We start from the raw sequence: 21302 nt of genomic DNA, 5'->3' as shown, positions 1-21302 counted from the left end.
CCGAATCCAAGACAACTATCGGAGGATCGAGGTTCAGCCGGCCCGGGTGAAAACGCCGAGCCCGTGAGGCTCCTGCCCAGGCCCCGGGAACTTGTTGAAGTACGTCAGGGTGACCCCGGTGATCTGCGCATCCTTGCGGACGAAGACCGCCGAGGAGAGTGAACCGGGGAGCGCATTCTCACCGGTGGGCACGAAGGACAGCATGTCGCCGTTCCACGGATCGATCTTGAACGTGTAGCCGCCCTCGGGGCCGAGCGCGCCGGTGAGGGTACCGTTCTCCTCAGTCACGACGAATTTGCCGAAGTAGGGGCTCGTGTACGTGCCGACGTAGTCGCCGGCCGGACCCGCTGCCGCGGCGCCTGTGGGGGGCTTCTCGCCGACGAGGTCGCCCGCCGGGTCGGCGAAGTCCGCGAAGACGGTGGGCCACAGGTCCAACCAGGGGCGTGTCTCCTCACCGAACTGAACGAGGTCGACGAATTCCGCAACGACCGCCTCCGGAACTCCCGACGGCGCTCCGTTCGTGAGCACGACGATCCCGAGGTTCAGATCGGGGATCATCGTGGCATTGGTGGCGGTACCCCACCCGAATGCGCCGGAGTGGTTGATGTTGACGCGGCCGGTCACGGTGGCACCGACGTTCGTGCCGAAGCCGTAGTGCGAGGTGCGCGATGTCAGGTTCTTGGCATCGCCGCCGGTGATCGAGTGGGCGGAATAGGTCTTTGCGAGCACGAGCGGGTCGATGAATTCAGCGCCGTCGACCTCTCCGTTGGCCAGCACCATATTCATCCACTTCGCAATGTCGCCGGCAGTGGAGGCGACACCGCCTGCGGGAGCCTCGGCATCAGCGTCACGGTCGAACAGCTGCTCGTACTTTCCTTCTCCGGTCCGCGCGTGCATCGCCGCGCGATCATCTGCGGCGAGGTATTCGTCATGGACGGTGGTCGTCGAAGTCATGCCGAGCGGCTCGAACAGCAGTTCGTGCGCGGTCTGCGCCCACGTTTGCCCGCGCGACGCCGCGACCGCTTGGCCGCCCACGGTCAATCCGAAGTTGGAGTACTGGTATGTGTCGCGGAACGACGCCAGAGGAATCTGGTTCATGCGGGCCATGATGTAGTCGACATCGAAGCCGATGTCCTCGAGGTCATCGCCGCCACCGGTTGGAATGCCGGTGCGGTGCGAGAAGAAATCGGCGATCTTTCCATGCTCGGTCACATACGGATCCTTCAGTGCGAAGTCGGGGAGGTATTTGACGACCGGATCCTCCCACGACAGGTCGGCGTCTTCGGTGATCGCTTTGGCCGCAACGCTCGACGAGAGGGGCTTGGACAAAGACGCGATCTGAAACACGGTCTTGACGTCTACGGGTTCCTTCGTCGTTACGTCCCGCACACCGTATCCCTCTTCGAAGACGACTTTACCGTTCGAGACGACAGCGACTCCCGCGCCGGGCACTCCTGTCTGCTTGAGCGCCTTCTCGATGAACTGGGGAAGGGCAGCGACGGCCGCGGCCACTGCTGTGTCACGATCCGTGTAGAGATCGACGACGTCCTGACTGGGTGCCTCGCCGATGGTGACGGCGGGCCCGCTCGAGGACGCCGGTTCTCCGGTTGTACCCGCGGTGCACGCCGCCATTCCCAGCGTGAGTGCTGCCACCGTCGAGACGGCGACAATACGTGCGATGCCCTTGTTCGTGCTGCTCATGCCGTTCATGTCGCTGCCTCCGGTTGACTATCTGCTAGCGGAGTCCATGGCTTCCTACGCGCGCATACGAAGTTATGGCTTCCGGTGCCCATAGAGATAATTGTGCATGGACGGAAGCGGACACAACAACCACCTCTTCCGGACATGGCCTCTAGAGGGCGTCCGGATCCGGTCACATGCGCCATAATGGTTTCTACACGCGCTCCGGAGGTGGACATGGAAGATAGGGAACTGCTCGAACTGATCTACCGCAGCCGCCCTGAGACGGTGGCGGAGCTAGCCACCACTGCGCACGCGGATGAGGGCGAGGCCGCCGACGCCGTTGCGCGTCTCGCGCGCGGAGGTGCGATTTCGGTGCGCGATGGCATGATCGCGTACGCTACGCCGGCGATGTGGACGGCCGACGTCGTCGAACGCGAAATGCGTGCGATGCGGCAGACGGCGGACGAGGCTGCCTCGCGAATCGAGGCGCTCGTTGCAGACCTACCGGCTCTGCTGCGTCACTGGGCTGTGGGCGAGGCCTCCGGTGATCTCGTTCCCGTTTTCGTGCGACATGGGCCGCAGGCGGCAGAAGACCTCTGGTACGACATTGCGCGGGAGGGCAGCGACACGGCCTGGTCAGTGCTTCCCGATCTAGGACGCTACTTGCAGACCGATCCCGCGCGCGCCAGCCGTTTTGCGGAGATGTTCGCCGGCAAGCGATCGGTGCGAGCCATTCTCCCGCGTTCGATGGCAGGGGACGCCCGGCTCGTGGCGATCGCCGAGCGCTACGTGGCCGTTGGGGTGGAGTTCCGCGTTCTCGACGGCCTTCCGAGTTGGTTCTGGATTGATGGCGACGTGCTCGCCTTGCCGATCGAATGGGGCGAGGGGTGGCCGTCCAGCGTGGTCGGAGTCCGTAGCGCGTCCCTCGCCGAGTTGGGCCGAAGCCTGTTCCGCGAGCTCTGGCGACGCGGCGAGCCGGTCGGTGGTGTGGAGCAGCCGTGGGCGCCGCTTCTTGTGCTGATGAAGCAGGGCGTCACTCTCGACGCGGCATCTCGCAGGCTCGGGATCAACCCCCGAACGGGTCGGCGTCGGATTGCGGCGGCAATGGAGCAGTACGGCGTGTCCACATTGTTCGCCTTGGGTGTGGCGTGGGCCGCGGACGGGAAGCCCACCGCGCGCTGAGCGGTGGTGCCTTCGACCGCCGTCGTGTCAGGACGGATCGTAGAATGGCCTCATCATGACTGCGCCACACCTAGGCGCTCGAACCTGCGCCAGAGATTGCGCGAGCACCTTAGAGTCCCGTCGGTCTGTTAGTTCAGTGTGGTGTGGAGGATTTCATCCGCTGCACGGAGACCGGAGCGGATCGCGCCGTCCATGTAGCCGTTCCAGATTGAGGAGGTCTCCGCGCCTGCCCAGTGGATGCGGTCCACTGGGGCAGCGAGAGCCTTGCCGTATTGCGTCCAGGCGCCGGCACCAAGCCGTCCGCCGTAGCATCCGCGGGTGAATTCCTCAGCCGTCCAGTCCTGCTCCACGATGTCGAACGGATCAGCTGCCTTCTCTCCGAAGTACTTCACCAGGGCCTCGATGACGAGTCCGCGGCGTTCCTCTGCGCCCATCAAACTGGCGGTGCGGGCATGGGAGCCTTCAAGGAAGCCGACCAACACCCCGCAGGATCCGTCATTCGGGCTGTTGTCCAAGACGACATTGAAAGCGTCGTCGAAACTCCACACACTGCCGTTGAGTCCGTCCTCGCGCCAGAATGGCGTGTCATATCCGATGTGGAACTTGATGACGGCTCCGGCTGGCATCTGCTGGGTGAGCCCATCGCGCAGCGCGGGAAGGGGAGGGGAGTACCGTATCCGACCGGCCAGCGTTTGCGGTATCGCGACGATGACGTGCTGCGCTGTGACGCTACCGCCCTCATACTCGACGACGACGCCGGTCCCGTTCTGGTGGATGGTCCGAACCACGCTATTGAGCCTTACCGCATTGCCCAGCGCTTCGGCCATCCGTTCAGAAATGAGGTGAGTTCCGCCGACGACCCGTCTCTCTTGGGCACCTCCGGTGGTGTTCATCAGTGAATCCAGACTGGTCCCGGATTTGACGTAGAAAAGAAAGTGCAGGAGTGAAAGTTCGGGAGACTCGGCAGAGAACAGCGCAGGGACGAGGATGCGGAAGAACCGTCGGGCGAGGCTGTCTTCGGTGTGGGAGACGAGCCAGGAGTCAAGGGTCTGGCGGTCCAAGTCATGGGCCCCCTTGGTTTCCCAAGGTTCACCAATCGCCACCGTTGAAGCCAAGTCTTCCAGCTGGTCCCAGAGCCGGCCAACCTCCACGGCCGATTCAGGCGGAAGCCCGAACGTCCTATCCGAGTAGCGAACCAAGTTCCCGTCGAACATGGTCAGGGCTTCGCCCTGATCGAAGCTGTGGAAAGTCTCGAGTCCCAGCTCCTCGATGAGCCCAAGCACCGCATCCTGCGTGGGGCCGACCCATTGGCCTCCCATCTCCACGGGAACTCCGTTGCTGAGAAAGCCACCCATGTTTCGGCCTGCCACCCGGTCACGGGCTTCAAGAACGATCGCTGTCTTGCCTGCCGCTACCAACTTTCGTGCGGCACTGAGGCCGGCTAGGCCCCCACCCACGACAACTACGTCCACGTCAAACATGCCAAGATCCTCCACATACTCATTCAGTCACATAACTAAGGCTGGGGCTGTAGCGATACAGCCCCAGCCTTAGGTCAAAGGCATCTAATTGGTCAGGCTACTGGCGCGAACGCGGCCTGACCCTGCACGGCGGAGGATCCCAGGCCGCCCTTGGGCAGGGCGGCCCCGGACTCGACGGCGTGGATCCAGTCATTCGTGGTGGTAACGGTGGCAAAGTTGGAATGCAGCAGTACCATCAGCGTCTCGTGCAGCTGCTGCGCGCCGACCTGACCAGCCTCGTTCGCTAGGTGGACCGCGCCACTGGCATCGGAGAGCACTTCAACCTCGAAGCCAAGCGGTTCGGCGGCCGCTGCGGTGGCCAGATCGCAGTTGTTGGTCATGTAGCCCACCACTGTGATGGCCTCGATATCGTTGGATCGCAGCCAAGCTTCGAAGTCGGTACCGGCGAAGACACTGGCGTAGCTCTTGACGATATGCTTCCACGAATCCTTGCGGCGGGCGGAAATCTCCGGATGCAGCTTCCAGCCCTCCGAACCCTCGGCGAAGACCGGGGCCCCGGCCGGGTACTGGTGCTGAACCACGGCAACAAGCATCCCCTGCGCTTCGGCGAGATCTATTGCCTTAGTGATGTTGGCCAGGGACTCATGGCGATCTGGGTACTGGATCTCCAGCGGTCCCCCAGCGGTGAAGTAGTCATTCTGCACATCAATGATGACGAGTGCGCGGCGCAGTGCAGCCATGGTGGGCTCCCATTCGTTGTCTTTGGTTGGTGATTCCAGCATGTCATCGGACTCTCAGGTACAGTGAGTGGCGTATATGCACATCTTCGATGGAAATAGGCCAAGATGAAGATTGCCATCCACGCCTTCGACGGCATGACCATGTTCCACCTGGCGACCCCGCTACTCGTCTTCGGCGAAGTCGCGCGGCTTGGCCTGGGCGACGACTGGCAGGCGCGGGTTTTTACCGAGGTCGGCCAGTCGGTGCGCAGTGCCGAAGGGTACGTGATTGGGGACGTCTTCGGGCCCGAGGTTGCCGATGATGCTGACCTTGTGGTGTTTCCATCGTGGTTGTCAGGGTTGCCTGATCCCTCCGAGGCCCTCCTTCGACTGGTACGAGATTCCCATGAGCGGGGAGCCATGATTGCGGGCCTGTGCCTGGGTGCATATCCGGTGGCGTGCAGCGGCGTCCTTGATGGCCGCACGGCGGTGACGCATTGGGATGCCGCCCTGGCCGTGGCGGTCAAGGCGCATGCCGTGGCGTTTGACGACTCCGCGCTCTATATAGACCACGGTGATGTGCTCACCTCGGCTGGCACCGCTTCGGCCTTGGATGCTTGCCTGCATATTGTGCGAACACGTCTGGGTTCGGTGGCCGCGGCGGCCGTGGCGCGTCATATCGTCATCGCCCCGCACCGTGAAGGCGATCAGGCTCAGTACATTGCCCGGCCACTTCAGGATCCTGACATGGACGGGCCCTTGGGCAGGACAATTGAGTGGGCGCTGGCGAACCTGGACCAGGACCTTGAGGTGGAGGCCTTGGCGGCGCACGCCACCATGAGCAAACGGAATTTCACTCGCAGGTTCAAGGAAGTCACAGGGCTTTCACCGGCGCGCTGGGTACTGGGTCGTCGGCTCGACGATGCCCGGCAACTGCTGGAGACCACAAATTGGAGTATTGCCCGCATTGCAGAGTCCTGCGGCTTCGGCAGTCCGGTGACCTTTCGCCAGAACTTCGTCGCGGCCTATGCCACGACCCCGACTTCCTACCGAACCCGCTTCACCAGTCGCTAGGTTTCTCTCGAGGCTCATCCTTGAAGTGCCATGGAAGCGCCCAGGTCATCCGGCCGGAGAGGTGTCCAGTTTACGGGCATAGGCGCGATTGGCCCGCTGCCTGGCGCCGCAGCGTTCTGAGCACCACTGCCTCCTTGCATGCGTTCGAACCATGAACCGATCACACGGTGCGGAGGCGCAGCTCGCGATGCGGTGCCCATCCGGGCCGGTCAACAACGCGGCGGCATCCTCGGCGATTTGAGCCATGGCGTGATCGACGAGCTGAGTCGTGGGGTGGTTCGCAACCCGCAGCAGCCCTTTAGTGAAGTCGTATTGCAGCAACGCCGCGCTGGGCACTGCCGTCAAGGCACGGTTGATGCTGTCCATCGACTCAGCGTTGGGCGCAACGCCTTCGGTGTGCGACTCCAGCACCCTGCGGAGGTTCTCCCTTAGATCCGTGAGCTGAAGTTGGCAGTAGGTCAGCAATCCGGTGTCAACGGGTGCGAGGTCGTGCATCACAAGCCATTCGGTGGCATTTTCCGGGTTGTTGAGCTCATCGACCCGGTGCCCGCCGGGCAGCGTTACGATGCTGTTAACCAACGCTAGGCACGGATGTTCGGCGGTGCCTGGGGCGGGGGGCAGGGGGACCTTTGTCATAGTACTCACGGTATCAGTTGCACTTTGGCGTGATAAACCCCTACAGTGGATTATCACGTCAAAAACAACATTATCCCGTGATAAGTGAGGTAGTTCATGAGCAAGCCAAGTCTTTCCGGCACCGCCCCCTTCGTTTTGTCGGTACTCGACAATGCACTTACTGGTGTCGGTGTTTCAGCCCAAGAATCCTACGATGAAGTTATCTCGTTGGCGCAGCTGGCCGATCGGCGAGGATACCAGCGGTTCTGGATGTCCGAACACCATGCCATGCCCGGCGCATCGATCCCATCGCCACAACTCATGATGGCCAGGCTCACCGGCGAGACCACCCGCATCAGGTTAGGAGCGGGAGGGATCATGCTGCCCAACCATGTGCCTCTGGTGATCGCGGAACAGATCGGCATGCTCGAGGCGATGGCCCCGGGGCGAATCGACCTCGGTCTGGGGCGGGCACCGGGCACCGATGGAGCAACCGCTGCGGCCCTGCGCCGCAACCACGCGGCAAATGACAGCTTTCCCGAGCAAGTCGCAGAACTGTTGGGATTCCTGGGAAATGATTTCCCCGAAGGTCACCCCTACAAAGATGTGCCCGCCGTGCCGGGTCCCTGGCAGGCCGAGCAAAACCGGGTCCCGCAACCGGAGACCAGCGCTGATATCTGGATTCTGGGATCATCACCCTACTCCGCACAATTGGCCGCCCAGCTCGGTCGACCGTATGCCTTCGCGCTGCAGTTTGGCAGTGCCGACATCCTGACCGCCCTGCGGATCTACCGCGAGAACTTCCGCCCATCGCGCTTCCTCGCAGAGCCGTACAGTCTAGTAAGCGTTGGGGTTGTCGCCGACGAGGACCGGGTCGAGGCGCGTCGTCAGTCCGCCTCCGGGGCCATGGCCATGTTGAGAATGTTCCAGGGCAAACCCTACTCCCTGCTTCCTCCGGATGAAGTAGAGGCTTATCAGGCCACCTTCCAGGAGCGACAGATTATTGAGGAATACACCGATCGAAACATACACGGAACCGCCGCCGAAGTGGCAAAGGGCTTGGAGAAGCTCCAAGCCCAAACCAGTGTCAACGAGGTGATGCTGGTTGTTAATGGGCATTCGCGCCGCGCGCAAGCGCGCACCGTGGAACTGATTGCTGACCACTACGGCATGCCCACCAACTAAGGCCCGGATTCACCGGAATTGATGGTGAAGGAAAACGGTTACATCACTCCGCGGGACTTGACCAAGTCGACCAAGTTGGACCTCAAGAGGCAAAAGCTTCTTGGGGCATGATCGCCGAATTCCGTGAGCTGGAAGGTCGATGAGACAGGTCGGAAAGCATTTGTTTCTACGGATAGTTCCTTGCTCACCGACGTTGCACGTGCCGGGAGTACGGCGATCGGAGGCTCAATACTTATCCACGCCAACCCTCAAGTGTCATGTCGTTCTAAATCCGTGGCATCTCGCAACCCATGCGCCCGTGAACGGCAAAAGGGGAGTAACTCTTCCGTGCCCTACGATGTCTTTCTTTTTGACTGCGCATCCATTAAAGCAGGTTCATCAGCGATCCCATATTGCGCTTTGAAGACCACTGTCTGTCCCCACCAGTACATTCCCGGGATCAGGGACCGGTGACATCGGGCGACGCCCCGATAACCGAACGTCGTCAACGTTGGGACGGGACTTTCGTCCGGATAGGAGTCGTGGCCACGGGACTACCACCATGGCCCTTCGCGGCCATTTGTGCAGGTTGGCTAGTCTGTCGATGCCGTCAAAGCTACCGCTTCAGGGTTTGTTCGAGCGGGCAGGATTTGTCAGATTGGCCAACAGTGACGGCCGACGGCGGGGCTCACCCCGCGGTAGTCGGCGACATCCTGGTGGTTGAAGCCGGGACGCCGCACCAATTCCGGGCGGCAGGTAAGGCAAGCGGCGCATGGTGTGTATTCACTCATTGCACCGTTTCCAGCTGCCGTGCGCTGCGCCGTCGGACGTTTAGCCTTGCAGCAAGTGGTTCGGGAGCCTGTTCTCGGGTACCCGGCCACGAATTTCGAGCAGATCCCGGGCGTGGGCGTGAAGGCGCTTGTCCTCGTTGGTGACGGGAGCCCACGATGGGACAGGAACCGAGTTTCCGGCGGCGTCCCGTGTCACCATGACGGTCAGGCAGTAAGTGGTCAGGTGTATCTCGCCTCCTTTGGGATCTCCCGAAAGGGCATGCACGGCGACGTGCATGCCCTTCGTCCCGGTGTAAACCAGCCGTGCCTCGACTTCGACAACGTGGCCGATCAGCAACGGCCGGTAGAAGCGGACACCGCCTGAGAACACGGCCACTGTGGCATTTCCGCAGTATCTGGTCGCGCACACATAGGCGGCCTCGTCGATCCACTTCATGACAATCCCGCCGTGTACCTTCCCGCCCCAGTTCACGTCAGTGGGTGCCGCAAGGAACCTCAGGACAACGCGCTCGGCTGTTCCGGCATCGCTATATTCCTGGGCCTTCATGGCGTCCACGATTTCTTCGCGGACCCTAATTCGAGCCAGGGCATCATCGCGCTGTGAACCTCCAGAGCCGTGGTCGGCACAAAAGATATCACCGAGGTGGGCTTGCCGTCCGCATCCACGGCCACGAAAATAACGATGCACTGACTGCGCATCGTGGGGATGCCTCCCCTCGGATCGCCCGAGGACACCACAGTGCGAATATGCATCGACGACCGTCCGGTGTAAACAACTGTCGCCTCAACTTCCACCATGTCGCCACTGTTGACGGGGTCCGCAAAGTGGATGTTACCTACGTAGGCCGTCACACAATAGGACTTGGCCCAGCCGACGGCGGCCGCGTAGGCTGCCTTGTCCACCCACACGGGCACGGTGCCGGCATCCACGGAGCCGCTGTGCCCGACGTCGGTGGGGGCGGCAAGAAAACGGAGGGTTGCGGAATTGGCGACGGTCTCACTCATTGCACGATTCTCTTTAGCTCGAGGGCTGTCGTTTCGTTCTTAAGTCTCATCAGGGGACTCTTGCGTCACAACCGACGTCCTTCCGTCGGGGAAATGAGACTCGATATGAATGTTGATGCGCAGTTAGTCGTATATTCATGACATCCGCAGGACTTGTTAAATCGGCCTTACTAAGTTGGCAGGCATGGATAACATTTCACGTAGAGCAATACTTTCCGCCGGCCTTGGCGCCGGTCTCGTTGTCGCAGTGCCGGGTGCCGCCTTTGCCACTTCCGTGGCGGACAACTCCGGCATTCGTAGCGATCCCTTCCTCCTAGGCATCGCTTCCGGCGAGCCGTGGCCGGATGGATTCGTGATCTGGACCCGACTGGCGTTGGATCCGTTGGCCGAAGATGGCCTGGGCGGCATGCCCTCCCGGAACGTCGCCGTGGCCTGGGAGGTCGCGGAAGACGCAAACATGCGCACCGTGGTTGCACGCGGCGTGGAGCACGCGCGAATCGAAACCGCTCACTCCGTCCATGTGGAGCTGCGCGGGCTGCGTCCGGGCCGCGAGTACTACTACCGCTTCCGCACCGGCCGCCACATCAGTCCCATTGGCCGCACCCTCACCAGTCCGGCCCGGCATGAAACGCCGTCGTCGTTGGCCATGGCATTCGCCAGCTGCTCGCAGTACGAGCACGGCTATTTCACGGCTTACTCAAGGCTGGCCCAGGATCACCCGGACCTGGTGCTGCACTTGGGCGACTACATGTACGAATACAAGAAGGGCAGTTACGTGATCGGCGGCGGTAACCCGCGCGACCACCAGGGGCCGGAGACTTCCACACTGCAGGGGTACCGGCAACGTCACGCACAGTACAAGTCCGATGCCGATCTGCAGGCTGCGCACGCAATCGCACCGTGGCTGGTGGTCTGGGACGACCACGAAGTCGACAACAACTGGGCGGATGAGGTTCCCGAGAATAGGGATGCCAACCAGCTCAACGACACCACTGAGCGTTTCCGGCAGCGCCGGACAGCGGCCTTCCAGGCGTACTACGAGAACATGCCGCTGCGACCCTCGTCCGTGCCGGCAGGGTTCGACATGAAGATCTACCGCACCATCCAGTGGGGCCAGCTGGCCAATTTTCACATGATGGATACCCGGCAGTACCGCGACGACCAGCTGGCCGGCGATGGCTGGCAGAAGAATGTGGCCGAGCGTTTGGCCGAGGATCGTAGCATCACCGGTGACGAGCAGGAGAAGTGGCTGCTGGACGGCTTCAAGAACTCCACACAGCGCTGGGACATTCTGGGCCAGCAGGTGTTCTTCGCGGAGCGGGACAGGAACAAGGCTCTCGATATTGACGACGTCTCCATGGACGGCTGGGACGGCTATGCCGCCTCCCGCCGCCGCATCACCCAAGGCTGGGTGGATGCGAACGTTCGCAACGCCGTCGTTCTGACCGGTGACGTGCACCGCAACTGGGCCAACGATCTCAAGGTGGATTACAAGGATCCAGCATCACCTGTGGTTGGCTCGGAACTGGTGTGCACCTCCATTACCTCCACAGGCAATGGCTCGGGTGCCACCACAGATTCGACCATGGGGTGGAACCCGCACCTGAAGTTCTACAACGACAACCGCGGCTACGTGAACACCAAGATCACCAAGGACGCACTGACCGCGGACTTCCGGACACTTGACTACGTCACGACGCCCGGAGCTGCCGTCAGCACGAAGGCGTCCTTCGTCATCCAGGACGGAATTCGCGGGCTTCAAGCGAAGTAAAAGCTGCAATCGAGACCGGAAGGCCGAGTCATGGCCTTCCGGTCTCCTGTGCAGCCGGAAACTCCAGACCTAAATGTCCATCGGAGCCACGAGTCCGTCAGGGTTCGCATGTGAACGCGCTGACGACTTCACCGGCTCCGGGTTTCTCGAGATTGGGGTTTCAGCCTCGCAGGCAGTGCGGGCACCGGTTCCAGTACTGACAATGGCGCAGGTGTGGGTCCGTGTGTGTGTGTGTGTGTGTGTGTGTGTGTCGACACCGATGACGTGAGCGTACTTTTCTGCAACGATAGTCATGGCGGTGATCCTCCATTTCAAAGCGTTGATGACCGTTCGGCCAACCTTTTATCAAGCGACGGCAAGGGGCCAGGCTGATGCTGATCCTTCTTGGCGGACAAGCCATCTACAAAGCACGCTGGGTTCACAGCAGCCAGAGTCTCGTTGAGTCACCCATGATGGATCAACATCAATCCTGCCAGCGGGCACCAGGCCTGCCAATAACCATTAGAGAGGCTCGTCGCACTCTTGACCCTGACCCTAGACCTGAGGAACATGGGCGGTACCGGTGCAGCCTGCGCGCTTGTTGACGGCGCCGCCCGACCTAGCAGGGGCGTGATGTCATGTCGGAGTACCCAGAATCCCCATCCGCAGCCCGGCGCCCAATGATCCTGACTGCCATCCTGGCCTTGGTCCTGACCGGCTGCACCGGGGCCCCGCCGGCGCCTGAGCAAAGCAGCGCGGCGGTCGTCAGGTACAAGACCGATTTGGAGGATTTCAGTAGAAACCTGCTGGACCTTGGGGCTGGGGCAGTTTTGATCGAGGCACGGATCAACGGCGACGTCTGGTCGCACGCCGTCGGGGTCCGAAGCGTGGGCAGCCCGGACCCCGCCGAAGTTACGGACCCTACGCATATCGCCAGTGTCACCAAGTCCATGGTGGCTGTTTCTGTGCTCAAACTGGTGGAGGAAGGCCTCGTGCAATTCAAGGACCCGGTGGCCAAGCACCTCCCGGAATTCGACAGCCTGGTGAAGCCCCCGGGTCCCGTCACGGTAGAGCACCTCCTGCGGCATGAATCCGGGCTCCCCAGCTACGAACAGGCACTCTACACCTCACGTCCCATGCGTCAAGCGTTAACCCAGTCGATATCGCCGGCGGAGGGGCTGGCACTTGCAACGACAATGCCCTGGGTGCTGGCTCCGGGCAGCGGTTCAGACTACTCGAACTCGAACCACCTTGTGCTCGGCCTCCTTCTGGAGCGCCTTCGCGGCCAGCCGGTGGCCGAGATTCTGCGGAACGAAGTTTTTGAACCGCTGGGGATGGTCAGCACGCATTTGATGAGCACCGGTACAGTTCCTCCCACGATGGTTCACGGTCATGTCGTCGTTGACGGTGAACGGTTGGACTCGGCCTACTTTGGGGGCATGATGGGCAACGCGGCGGGCGGTGTGGTCTCGACCGTCGCCGACGTAAACACCTTCTATGCGGCCCTATTGGGTGGGCAGCTCCTAAAGCCCGCCACGGTCCGCGAGATGCAGCAGGCCCCCTTTGGCTTCTTTGGCATGGGGCTGATGCGGTGGGTGGACGTTTGTGGAGGCTTTTACTATGGTCATGGGGGCGAAGGGGCCGGGTACCGCACCATGGCACTGAACAGTGCGGACGGCGCAAGGCAAGTGACGATCGCCATCACGCATCCGCCGGAGTCATGGGACCCTGCAGATTTTGATCCCGTCAATCCCTTCGGCGGGGAGGCCCTGATGAGGGCCGCACGCACGGCGCTCGACCTCAGCTGTTAGCTGGACGACACGGGTAAGGGCCTCGGCCTTCTCCATCACTGTGTCCGAGGCTGGCCAGATCGCAAGACTCCGGCTGGGGTACACACCCGACTGGCCCAGGCTGCTCCGGCACGGGGAGTCTGCCCGTTGACCGGATCTTGGGGCACCTTGCCAATGGCGTGCCCATAGCCGTGATCCGGTAGTAATCCCCAGCACCGGCAAATTGCTGGTCGAGCACGCCATAGACCGCAACAAAAGCTACCAACCCAAGATAAAACAGGAGCTCCCTCCCGCAGGAGCGAGAGCCTCTGTCAATGATGTCGTTCTACATCAGTCAACGATGTCGCGACACATCACATGGTGCCCCGGGCGGGAATTGAGCCCACGACCAAGAGAAACGCAGGACTCTCATGCCAACAGCCTCCGTTGGCCGCCAAAAACTGCTAGTTTCCACGGGTGGTCGTGACATCGGGGCCCCTTTTCGCATGCCAAGGATTGGCATGGGTTTTCGTTGAATAACGAGAGCAAAACGTGACGTGCTTCGGCCAAACTTCGCCGAAGCTCCTGGTGGTGGACTGTTCGCAGGTTTCGCTCGGGTTGGCCAGGCTGCCGGGGTGTGTCACGAAGTAGGCCTTCTGGTGCCGTTTTGCCCAGGGGAGTGGATGGAAAAGTCGGTCAATCTCCCTGTTGGCCGGAACGCGAATCAGTCGGTGTCAAGAACCGTGCCGTATGACCGCCCGCTCACCCGACAAGCAACCGGACGGGGCATACGGACACTCCGCGAGCCGATTAATCCAAAAGGCAGGTTAGGGCACCGCTTGTTTTGTGAAGGACCTTCTTGTGGACCCTCCGATCTGACGCGGGCGGCCGACGACAAGTGCGGCACGTAGGCGATGCCACGCGGCATTAATGCAACGTTGCAAATATCGTGCCGGTCGCTTCTTCCATACGAAAGTCGGGAGAATTCACTATCCATGCCTGAACATCGCTTAAGTCCCCTTCTCCACCAGTCCACGGCACCGTTCTCACACTTCGTGCGACACGGGGATACTGGCTACACCGCCGGAATCATCGGTCAGCGAACCGATGATGGTTCGCTTGTCTCAGACGACTTTGCTTTGCAGTGTGAGGCGATGGTGAACAACCTGAAAACGCTGCTGGGTGAACTCAGCCTGAGCCTTTCGAATGTCCTACGCACCACGATCTACCTGACCGCCTACAAAGATTTTGAAGCGATCAACGCCGCCTTGCCAGGCCCTTGCGTGAGCCGTTCCCGGTCCGCACCACGGTCCAGGTCGCGGCACTCCCTTTGGGTGCGAAGGTTCAGATCGACACCGTCGTCGGGTTCTAGAACGCATCCGCTCACCCTTCCAGTTACGGGCGGTTCGGTGTCAGAATGGGGCCATGAGCATTCAGGACTGGTGGCCACTACTTAACTCTTCAACCCAGCAATGGTTAATCAACAACAACGGTGACATCGTGCCGCCAAGTATTCTGGATCAGATCATGGCTGTGGCAGGACAACCAACGGCAGACACTTCTTGGGTTGGCGACGACGGGCGCGAAGGATTTTCCCTCTCAGATGAGGCAACCGACTGGATAGAGCTAATAGCGAACGATGAGGAATCAGAGAGCGAATAGCCAATCCGATTCCGCATCAACAATTCATGACTGCAAACGGGCCTATGATCCCGCTTCCGATTCCCGCAACGGACAGGTTGAAGCGACAATGCATCGTCTCGGCGTGGCACTCTACTTCCCGGGGAATCAGCGCTCCACAAGCCAACGCGTTTTTACGACGAAGTATTTGCGAACCGAGAAATCTGGGCCTGTTGGGGATAGGGTGACACACCCGGCGCCTCCAAACGGAACCGGGCAGCGCAGCAAACCATTTTGATCGACGCCGATTGCTCCACCGGGTGGGACATCATCACGGACCACGGAAATTACACGGCCTGGCCCTTTGGCATCCTCCGGATTCAGGCCGAGGTCCGCCATGGCTGCACCATCAAGATCCGGACAACCACAGGCGGACGGCGTACCTTTCGCTTGCGCGTTCGTCAGGTTCCGGGCACGGTGATGACCTGGACCGGTGGTATGCCCCGGGGGGCAACAAAGGCCCACTTTCGCTCATGACCGGTGGTCGATCCGGAGCCCGGAGGCCTTTTTCCGGGCTTTGATGTATTTCTTCTCCGCAGCGCGAGCGACGCGTTCCTCCACATCGTGGATACGGCGGTACACAAGAGTTGTTCCTTCGGGCAGGGCTGTATCCTCGCCCAGGCTGTTCAGGAATACACGGGCTACCACACTGTCCTGGTGGATGCCCAGAATCCTCTGGAGCCGATGGGCGGACCTGAACAATGTGCGGGCGCGCTTTCCATGGATTCCGGCAACGGATTCGGCGGCGTGCCGTAGCCGCTTGGCATCCTTGCGGACCTGATGGAGTGCAGCATCCCGGGCACTACCGGCTTTGGCGTGTGCAGCGGCCTGGTGTGAGCGGTCTAGGCTTTTGGCCGCCTTGTTAACCAGCCTGGCTGTCTCCTTGCGAGCGGGCCTGAAGGCCCGGGGCCTAGTGGGAGGATGGTCCCGGAAATGTTCGAGGCCGTCCAACAGCCGGTAGTAGCGGTCGGACTCAAGGGTCTTCAGCACCTCCTTGTAGCCGGCGTTGTAGGCGGAACCGAGGGCGTGTTCGACCGGCCCGGACACGGTTCTGGTCCGGAGCCCCTTGGGCAAGTTCCGGAGGTGCTGGCGGAGCCTTTCGCGCATGACCTCGGCATCGCGGGGGCGGCCCAGAATCCGGGCCAGCCATTTCAGGCCATCTTCGAGCGTCCTGACCTCGGTTCTGCTGAAGAGGCCGCGGTACGTGGTCAGGGTGGAGCGGAACCGACGGGTCGCGGATCTCATCCGGTGGAGGGCCTCCGGGCTCCTCAACCGGACCCCGGGGTCCTGAGCGAGTAGTTCGCTGATTTGCCCGTCCAGGTAGGCGGTCACGACATCGATTACCGGCCCTTTCTTGTGCGACACGCCCGTGCCGGTGGCAACCTCGGGTGGGAATGCATCCCCTAGCGCCCTAGCAAGTTTCGAGCCGTACCGGGAACGATCCGCGCCCGTGGCGGTGAGCGCGTCCGCTGCGGCGGCAAAGAAGTCACTGGTGCCGTGGACTAGTTCGATCTCCCATTCGCGCCAATCCACCCCCGGTCCGGGCGGGTGCAGTGCTTCGGCGTGAACCAGGTCGTCGGCGAAGTCTGCCAGGTGGTTCCCGCCGGGTCCGTAGAGCCGGTAGGTGGTGCGCCCGGTGCTCAGCCGGGCGACGGGCACCAGGTCTTCGCCGCGGGTGTAGACCAGTACGCGGTCAAGCAACTTTTCCGGTACGCTCTCTGGCTGGCCCAGCGGGGCATGGACCTCCTGCCGCCGGTCAAGTCCCACAGGAAGCTTGAGGTTCCAACCGTTGTCGGTACCGCCCGTGCGGCGCCGGAGGGTGATCCGGCGGGCTGCCAAGGCCAAGGTGGCGGTATCGAAGTAGACGGCCTCGAGACGGTCCTGCATCGGTTCCGCGACCCGTTCCACTCCCGGAATATCCAGCAGGGCCGGCAGGGCGCTTGCGGCGTCGGCCTCGTACTTCTGTTCGGTTTCGACGCCCCCCGGGGATGCCATGGCGCTCAGGAACCCGCCCCGGACGCGCCTTCTAGCCGCGCCGCGAAGACCGCAGCGGCGACGTCCTCGCGCAGATAGTAGCGACGGTGATCCGGGTGGGCCAAGGGTTCCAGACGGTCGCGGACTACGTAGTAGCCGCGACCCTCGCCGGGCCCGCCGGCGGCGCGGTCGAATGCATGAACCATGGCCCTGTCAAGGACCTGGTTCGGGCCGCGCTGACGCAGAATGGCCAGATCTTCGGGCTGTAATGCGTCGATGAATGCCGGGATATTGGGCATGGTGAGCATCCTTTGTCGGCACCGCATCAACATGGGCTGGTCCCCCGTGGGCGTGTCCCGGGAGTGCCATAACCGTTTGCGTCCACCTCGATTGTAGAACCCGAAGGACGAGCCCGGCCAGACCCTGAAAACTCTGCCCGGCAAAGGTCCGGTCACTGTTTCCTGCCATGCGATGGTGCAGCGGGTGCCCGTTAGCCGTTCCCCAATCGGGTACCCTTCAGTCTCTGAGTGAAGGGTGTTCGGAAGGCTTGGGTCAGCTGTTCAGGCGACTTCGGAAGCTGACAGCACTCGTGTGATTGCGTCTAACACGCGAGTCGCGGAGATTCCAGTATGTGCGAAGCGTGCGCGTCTCGGCTGGATCTACTCTTCGAGGCTCTGCTCACCGCTGCGAGGCCTAGGCGCGCCGGGCTTGCACGACCGTGGAAGGTGGTCAAGCTTTAGCCGCGGATCGCGGCCGCCACCGCCGTCGGCAATGTCCGCAGCTGTTCGGCAGTAAAGTCTCGGGCTGGGATGTTCGGCCGCTTCCTGAAGTCGGATTGCCGTACGAGGCCGACGGGGATCGGGATTCCGGGGATCGCCTCCACCCCTTGCGCGAGTGCCTCCCGTATTTCGGGCTGCCGTCGATAGTCGGGGAACCTCACCTCGACCTTCGCCGAGACCTCTTTCGAGGAAGCGAAAGCATACAGGGCCACCGGCCACCTCACGCCTCGAGGCGAGGTGATCGAGCAGTTCAAGGACGGGGTCTGTTCTCTGCCGCCGACAATATGGAACCCGGCGGACCGCAATGAGCCCAAAAACTCGAGGATCAGTGGCGTCGCCGGCGGGTCATTTACATCGCACCAGGCCAGGAAGTCTGCCTCTCCCCAGGTCCGCACGCTCGCGGCGGGCGCTGCGGCTTTAGCCTCGACGAGATCGGTACCGTACGCGGTTGGGATGAGGATCTCGACGTCCCCATCCTGAGCATGCGTGAATTCGACGACGATTACCCCCGTTGCGGGGACGGTTACGGCGTTGAGGAACTCAACGATCCGCTTGACGTCGTCGTTCAGATCGTCGACGGCGAGGACAAGATTAAACCGGCCGGATGTGAGGTTCTCCTTCACCGCAGTCCTAATCCGGCCATCTTGGTCGTCCAGCTCCTCGAACGGGGAGATCCGGCCGCCGTCGGTGTGCCGCCATACCCGCTCGAACTCCTCCATGTCCATGCGCCACATCTTGGATGCGTAGTCGAGGACTTGCCCGATCACCTCGCGGCGCACCTGCGGATTCGCAGCCAGCTTGCACTCTACGAGGGTCAGCTTCCCCTGTGTGTCCAAGATGACGACGTCCGCTGGACCGGCACCGGACTGGAATTCGCGGCACGCTACGGCCTGCTCGGAGACGCCGGGCACCAGGTTTGGGTGGTCGTGCAATATCTGCTGTAGTGCTTTTTCATTCTCGTAGCCCGTGCCAGCGGGCTCATGCCAATCGCTCTCCGCGTCGCGGATCAGAATGCCCATGAAATGGCCTCAATTCCCTTGGGGGAAGAGTAGCAGGGATGGTCAGCGCCGTGTGGCGGACTTCCATGAGCGGTTTATTCGGTCGCGGACTTTCGGTGTCCGGTGAAGGTTCCTTCATTGGGGACGGGTTGGGAGTCTGGCCGGCGCCGAAGGTCACTCTGAAAGCCAAGGCGTGTGGGAACATTGATGGCTCATGCCCAGGTCCTGGCCCGGCAACATGGGGCAGTCACGACCCAGATCGTCACCATGCCGTGGCAATATGCTGCCTTGTTTGCGCATGGGCCTGCTTCGCCAGCAGGGTTGGGTGGCCCGATAGGGTGCAACACCAGTTGGCTCTGCCGTGGCAAGGCTAAGTGGGCGAAGGTGGGTCGCCTCAATCGGTGCGGGACGCGGCCCGCATGGCATCCAGCGCCACCTGCCGTGTCGTGCCGGATCCGTCAATGATGTGCCAGCCCCTTGCCCGCGCAATCTCCAAGTAGGCCTCGCGCGACGATTTCAAGTAGGAAAGAGTCTCGCTGTCCTCCCCGCGCAAAAGGATCCGGGAATGGGCGAGGTCGGCAGAGACGTCAATGAGGATGATCGCATCAGGGCGCGGAAGCCTAGCCAGCAGCCACGGCAAAACGGCTCCTTGGGGCAGACCGCGGACGGACCGCAGGACCAGCTGGCACGCCACATGACGATCCATGACGGTGGTTCCGTGAAATCCGACGGCCCGGGTGTGGGCGAGCAGGACATTGGTGCATCGCACAACCGACTCGAGTCGGTTTGCCCAGGCCGGCGTCAGCGCCGTCCCGAACCGGGCGGCCACACGAGTCATCCAGCGGCGCCCGGCCGGGTTGCGCAGCAGCTGGGCGCGGGCCCCGGAATCGCGTAAGGACGCCACGAGGGCTGTTGCAGTCGTGGTCTTGCCAGCTCCGTCGATTCCCAGCAGCACGATGGTCCGGCGGCGCGAGGAATCATCCGAATGGGCATCTGCAGGCTGTGGCTCGGGTCGGTCGGAAAGTGTCGGGGACGCGGCTGGACGGCATGAAGACAAAGGGCTCCGGTTGTTGAATCGGTGGGTGCTCACTCTGTTCCAACGAACAACAGATCGATTCGATGCCGCCGACGGGCTGTGTATTTGCCATGAATAGCACTGGGTCCGCCGCCAAGCGGAACAAATTCAGCTATAGGGGGAGTGAGACGCGATGAGCTGCGAGAACGCCCGCTCCTCCACCATGCCCTTGAATTCGAGTCAGATCTTTCCCAGGCCGCTGATCCACTTGTCCATGGCGGTGTCCGAGGTGGATCGGTACGGACATTCACGCTAAATGGTCATTCGGCGTCGCCAGCGCGTTTGATGGTGCGGTAGACGGTTGAGCGAGATACCGCGAAGAGTTCGGCAAGTGCACCCGTGGGGTGCGTTCCGGCCCGGTGAACAGAGACCAGGTGGGCATCCTGTGTTTCGCAAAAGCTTGGGTTGTTTACCCGGCAGGCGGCCAGCGCTTCCCTGGGTCCGGGACGATCGAAGGTCCTATTGTTGCCAGTAACTTCCCGACCGCGTTCGGGAAGGTGAGAACCACGGAATCTAGCCATTTTTTGCGACTGAATGTTGAAAAAGATGAGTGCCCCGTGCTGAAAAAGATGACTAAAAGTTGACTTGGGCACTTTTTGACCTTATGCGGCTCTGACCTGCGGAACATTACCGCAGGTCAGAGCCATAAACGTGCCACGGGCGGGAATTGGACCCACGACCAAGAGAATCTCACCGTCTCGATTCTCATGGGTGCTGTTGTCTATCAAAATTCTTGTATTTTCGCGAATTGTCGTCCCATTTTGCTACTACGGCATGTCAGCAATCACCGTAGTCTTCGGTTGAATTAGATGGGTAAAAGATGAGTGGCACCGCTGAAGCCTTGCCATTATTGCGGCCTGACCGCGGCCTCAGTGAAAGGAGGTTCGTCAGCGATCCTCCTCGGGGCAGTACAGGTTTACCGTCCGTGGTTACCATTTGACGCCTGACGCCTGGGCCTGGGCTCTGGTGGGTGGCCTCGAGATTGGGGCGCCGTCAACGCTGGGGAGCCTTGAAGTTCGGCCAGTGCGACGGCTAGATCAGAATGGGGATATTTCACAGTTGGGAAATGGCTGTTTTGTGTTCCATTATGGAGAACCTCAACTGGGAATACACGCCGGCTCGATTCTCAACAGAATAGAGGGCGATCCCTATAGCTCGGGATGCCCGGTGTCTTTGCCTCGTCCGCGCCAATAATCATCCCGCATTTTCCGCATGAACCACACGAGGTAGACCACCATCGCCACCGTAAGTAGGACTTGGATGATGATGATCGACTGCCATTGGTCGCGAAACTCCGCTGAAAGCAATGTAGGAATCAGGAAGAACGTCACGGATATGACCAAAATAAGTATTTCTGGGACAAGCGAGGGCTTCCGTTGTTGCGGAGAATTCATGGCTCACCCTATCGATTCCAATATAGAAAGATGATCGCCTATTGAGGAGGGTTCGGCTATGGGACGCCGGTGCGTTGGAGTCGTTCCGGTGCCTGCCAGGTGAGCAGATCTAGCGCGACCGGTGGGGATTGGAAGAGACTTTCAACGCGGGCATTGTGTAACGCGATGT

At 61.4% G+C, this 21302-nt stretch carries 17 protein-coding genes and 1 pseudogene; 7 read left to right on the top strand and 11 right to left on the bottom strand.

Annotation, left to right across the window (positions count from 1 at the left end; translation table 11 throughout):
- Nucleotides 1–33: 33 nt before the first annotated feature.
- On the bottom strand, nucleotides 34–1710 hold the full coding sequence (locus tag CVS28_RS09655) for a serine hydrolase (protein WP_103481371.1): 1677 nt from the start codon (nucleotides 1708–1710) through the stop codon (nucleotides 34–36).
- Nucleotides 1711–1917: 207 nt separating this feature from the next.
- Between CVS28_RS09655 and CVS28_RS09650 the strand changes: the two genes are divergently transcribed.
- A complete protein-coding gene (locus tag CVS28_RS09650) occupies nucleotides 1918–2865 on the top strand; it encodes a hypothetical protein (protein WP_103465470.1) in 948 nt (315 codons plus the stop codon).
- A gap of 128 nt (nucleotides 2866–2993) precedes the next feature.
- Here the strand turns inward: CVS28_RS09650 and CVS28_RS09645 are convergent, their stop codons facing one another.
- Nucleotides 2994–4346 (bottom strand): flavin monoamine oxidase family protein, encoded by a 1353-nt coding sequence (locus CVS28_RS09645; RefSeq protein WP_103465620.1) that lies wholly within the window; start codon nucleotides 4344–4346, stop codon nucleotides 2994–2996.
- A gap of 92 nt (nucleotides 4347–4438) precedes the next feature.
- Entirely contained in the window at nucleotides 4439–5128 is a 690-nt protein-coding gene (locus tag CVS28_RS09640; RefSeq protein WP_341476404.1) for an isochorismatase family protein, read from the bottom strand.
- A gap of 63 nt (nucleotides 5129–5191) precedes the next feature.
- On the opposite strand from CVS28_RS09640, the gene CVS28_RS09635 reads away from it, so the two are divergent.
- Nucleotides 5192–6139 carry a GlxA family transcriptional regulator gene (locus CVS28_RS09635; RefSeq protein ID WP_103465471.1) on the top strand — a complete coding sequence of 316 codons (948 nt, stop codon included), beginning with the start codon at nucleotides 5192–5194 and terminating at the stop codon, nucleotides 6137–6139.
- Between the two features lie 45 nt (nucleotides 6140–6184).
- Here CVS28_RS09635 and CVS28_RS09630 read toward each other — a convergent pair whose 3' ends face one another.
- On the bottom strand, nucleotides 6185–6775 hold the full coding sequence (locus CVS28_RS09630; protein WP_103465472.1) for a CGNR zinc finger domain-containing protein: 591 nt from the start codon (nucleotides 6773–6775) through the stop codon (nucleotides 6185–6187).
- A gap of 96 nt (nucleotides 6776–6871) precedes the next feature.
- Here CVS28_RS09630 and CVS28_RS09625 point away from each other — a divergent pair, with 96 nt between their 5' ends.
- Nucleotides 6872–7939, top strand: coding sequence for an LLM class flavin-dependent oxidoreductase (locus CVS28_RS09625; protein WP_103465473.1), 1068 nt, complete (start codon nucleotides 6872–6874; stop codon nucleotides 7937–7939).
- An 810-nt stretch (nucleotides 7940–8749) separates the two neighbouring features.
- On the opposite strand, the pseudogene CVS28_RS09620 reads toward CVS28_RS09625, so the two are convergent.
- Nucleotides 8750–9714 (bottom strand): annotated as a pseudogene (locus CVS28_RS09620) (acyl-CoA thioesterase).
- Nucleotides 9715–9898: 184 nt separating this feature from the next.
- Between CVS28_RS09620 and CVS28_RS09615 the strand changes: the two are divergent.
- From CVS28_RS09615 to CVS28_RS09600, 4 genes are all read left to right on the top strand, one after another.
- Complete coding sequence (locus CVS28_RS09615) at nucleotides 9899–11485, top strand: alkaline phosphatase D family protein (protein WP_103481370.1); 1587 nt, start codon at nucleotides 9899–9901, stop codon at nucleotides 11483–11485.
- A gap of 617 nt (nucleotides 11486–12102) precedes the next feature.
- On the top strand, nucleotides 12103–13275 hold the full coding sequence (locus CVS28_RS09610) for a serine hydrolase domain-containing protein (protein ID WP_103481369.1): 1173 nt from the start codon (nucleotides 12103–12105) through the stop codon (nucleotides 13273–13275).
- Between the two features lie 872 nt (nucleotides 13276–14147).
- The gene (locus tag CVS28_RS20440) at nucleotides 14148–14690 is read left to right on the top strand and encodes a RidA family protein (protein WP_103481368.1); all 543 of its coding nucleotides are present in this window, start codon (nucleotides 14148–14150) and stop codon (nucleotides 14688–14690) included.
- Complete coding sequence (locus CVS28_RS09600) at nucleotides 14659–14895, top strand: hypothetical protein (RefSeq protein ID WP_103465477.1); 237 nt, start codon at nucleotides 14659–14661, stop codon at nucleotides 14893–14895. Before CVS28_RS20440 ends, CVS28_RS09600 begins: the two co-directional genes overlap by 32 nt.
- A gap of 489 nt (nucleotides 14896–15384) precedes the next feature.
- Here the strand turns inward: CVS28_RS09600 and CVS28_RS09590 are convergent, their stop codons facing one another.
- From CVS28_RS09590 to CVS28_RS09570, 6 genes are all read right to left on the bottom strand, one after another.
- Nucleotides 15385–16908, bottom strand: coding sequence for a CYTH and CHAD domain-containing protein (locus CVS28_RS09590; RefSeq protein WP_103481366.1), 1524 nt, complete (start codon nucleotides 16906–16908; stop codon nucleotides 15385–15387).
- A gap of 5 nt (nucleotides 16909–16913) precedes the next feature.
- A complete protein-coding gene (locus CVS28_RS09585; RefSeq protein WP_133159094.1) occupies nucleotides 16914–17186 on the bottom strand; it encodes a hypothetical protein in 273 nt (90 codons plus the stop codon).
- Between the two features lie 437 nt (nucleotides 17187–17623).
- Complete coding sequence (locus CVS28_RS09580) at nucleotides 17624–18685, bottom strand: PDDEXK family nuclease (RefSeq protein ID WP_103481364.1); 1062 nt, start codon at nucleotides 18683–18685, stop codon at nucleotides 17624–17626.
- 373 nt (nucleotides 18686–19058) lie between these two features.
- Nucleotides 19059–19619 (bottom strand): nucleoside/nucleotide kinase family protein, encoded by a 561-nt coding sequence (locus CVS28_RS09575; protein WP_103481363.1) that lies wholly within the window; start codon nucleotides 19617–19619, stop codon nucleotides 19059–19061.
- A gap of 380 nt (nucleotides 19620–19999) precedes the next feature.
- A complete protein-coding gene (locus tag CVS28_RS19405; protein ID WP_133159093.1) occupies nucleotides 20000–20332 on the bottom strand; it encodes a helix-turn-helix domain-containing protein in 333 nt (110 codons plus the stop codon).
- Nucleotides 20333–20887: 555 nt separating this feature from the next.
- Nucleotides 20888–21133 (bottom strand): hypothetical protein, encoded by a 246-nt coding sequence (locus CVS28_RS09570; protein WP_103481362.1) that lies wholly within the window; start codon nucleotides 21131–21133, stop codon nucleotides 20888–20890.
- Nucleotides 21134–21302 lie beyond the last annotated feature (169 nt).

Source organism: Arthrobacter glacialis, from assembly GCF_002909415.1.
In the GTDB taxonomy this organism is placed as follows: domain Bacteria; phylum Actinomycetota; class Actinomycetes; order Actinomycetales; family Micrococcaceae; genus Specibacter; species Specibacter glacialis.
The sequence above is the reverse complement of the archived record's forward strand: the minus strand, read 5'-3'. Positions and strand labels throughout refer to the sequence as shown.

Excerpts from the sequence above, each read along its gene's own strand:
- CVS28_RS09655 (WP_103481371.1), bottom strand. The coding sequence starts at position 1,710 with ATGAACGGCATGAGCAGCACGAACAAGGGCATCGCACGTATTGTCGCC.
- CVS28_RS09650 (WP_103465470.1), top strand. The coding sequence starts at position 1,918 with ATGGAAGATAGGGAACTGCTCGAACTGATCTACCGCAGCCGCCCTGAG.
- CVS28_RS09645 (WP_103465620.1), bottom strand. The coding sequence starts at position 4,346 with ATGTTTGACGTGGACGTAGTTGTCGTGGGTGGGGGCCTAGCCGGCCTC.
- CVS28_RS09640 (WP_341476404.1), bottom strand. The coding sequence starts at position 5,128 with ATGCTGGAATCACCAACCAAAGACAACGAATGGGAGCCCACCATGGCT.
- CVS28_RS09635 (WP_103465471.1), top strand. The coding sequence starts at position 5,192 with ATGAAGATTGCCATCCACGCCTTCGACGGCATGACCATGTTCCACCTG.
- CVS28_RS09630 (WP_103465472.1), bottom strand. The coding sequence starts at position 6,775 with ATGACAAAGGTCCCCCTGCCCCCCGCCCCAGGCACCGCCGAACATCCG.
- CVS28_RS09625 (WP_103465473.1), top strand. The coding sequence starts at position 6,872 with ATGAGCAAGCCAAGTCTTTCCGGCACCGCCCCCTTCGTTTTGTCGGTA.
- CVS28_RS09615 (WP_103481370.1), top strand. The coding sequence starts at position 9,899 with ATGGATAACATTTCACGTAGAGCAATACTTTCCGCCGGCCTTGGCGCC.
- CVS28_RS09610 (WP_103481369.1), top strand. The coding sequence starts at position 12,103 with ATGTCGGAGTACCCAGAATCCCCATCCGCAGCCCGGCGCCCAATGATC.
- CVS28_RS20440 (WP_103481368.1), top strand. The coding sequence starts at position 14,148 with ATGCCACGCGGCATTAATGCAACGTTGCAAATATCGTGCCGGTCGCTT.
- CVS28_RS09600 (WP_103465477.1), top strand. The coding sequence starts at position 14,659 with ATGAGCATTCAGGACTGGTGGCCACTACTTAACTCTTCAACCCAGCAA.
- CVS28_RS09590 (WP_103481366.1), bottom strand. The coding sequence starts at position 16,908 with ATGGCATCCCCGGGGGGCGTCGAAACCGAACAGAAGTACGAGGCCGAC.
- CVS28_RS09585 (WP_133159094.1), bottom strand. The coding sequence starts at position 17,186 with ATGCCCAATATCCCGGCATTCATCGACGCATTACAGCCCGAAGATCTG.
- CVS28_RS09580 (WP_103481364.1), bottom strand. The coding sequence starts at position 18,685 with ATGGGCATTCTGATCCGCGACGCGGAGAGCGATTGGCATGAGCCCGCT.
- CVS28_RS09570 (WP_103481362.1), bottom strand. The coding sequence starts at position 21,133 with ATGAATTCTCCGCAACAACGGAAGCCCTCGCTTGTCCCAGAAATACTT.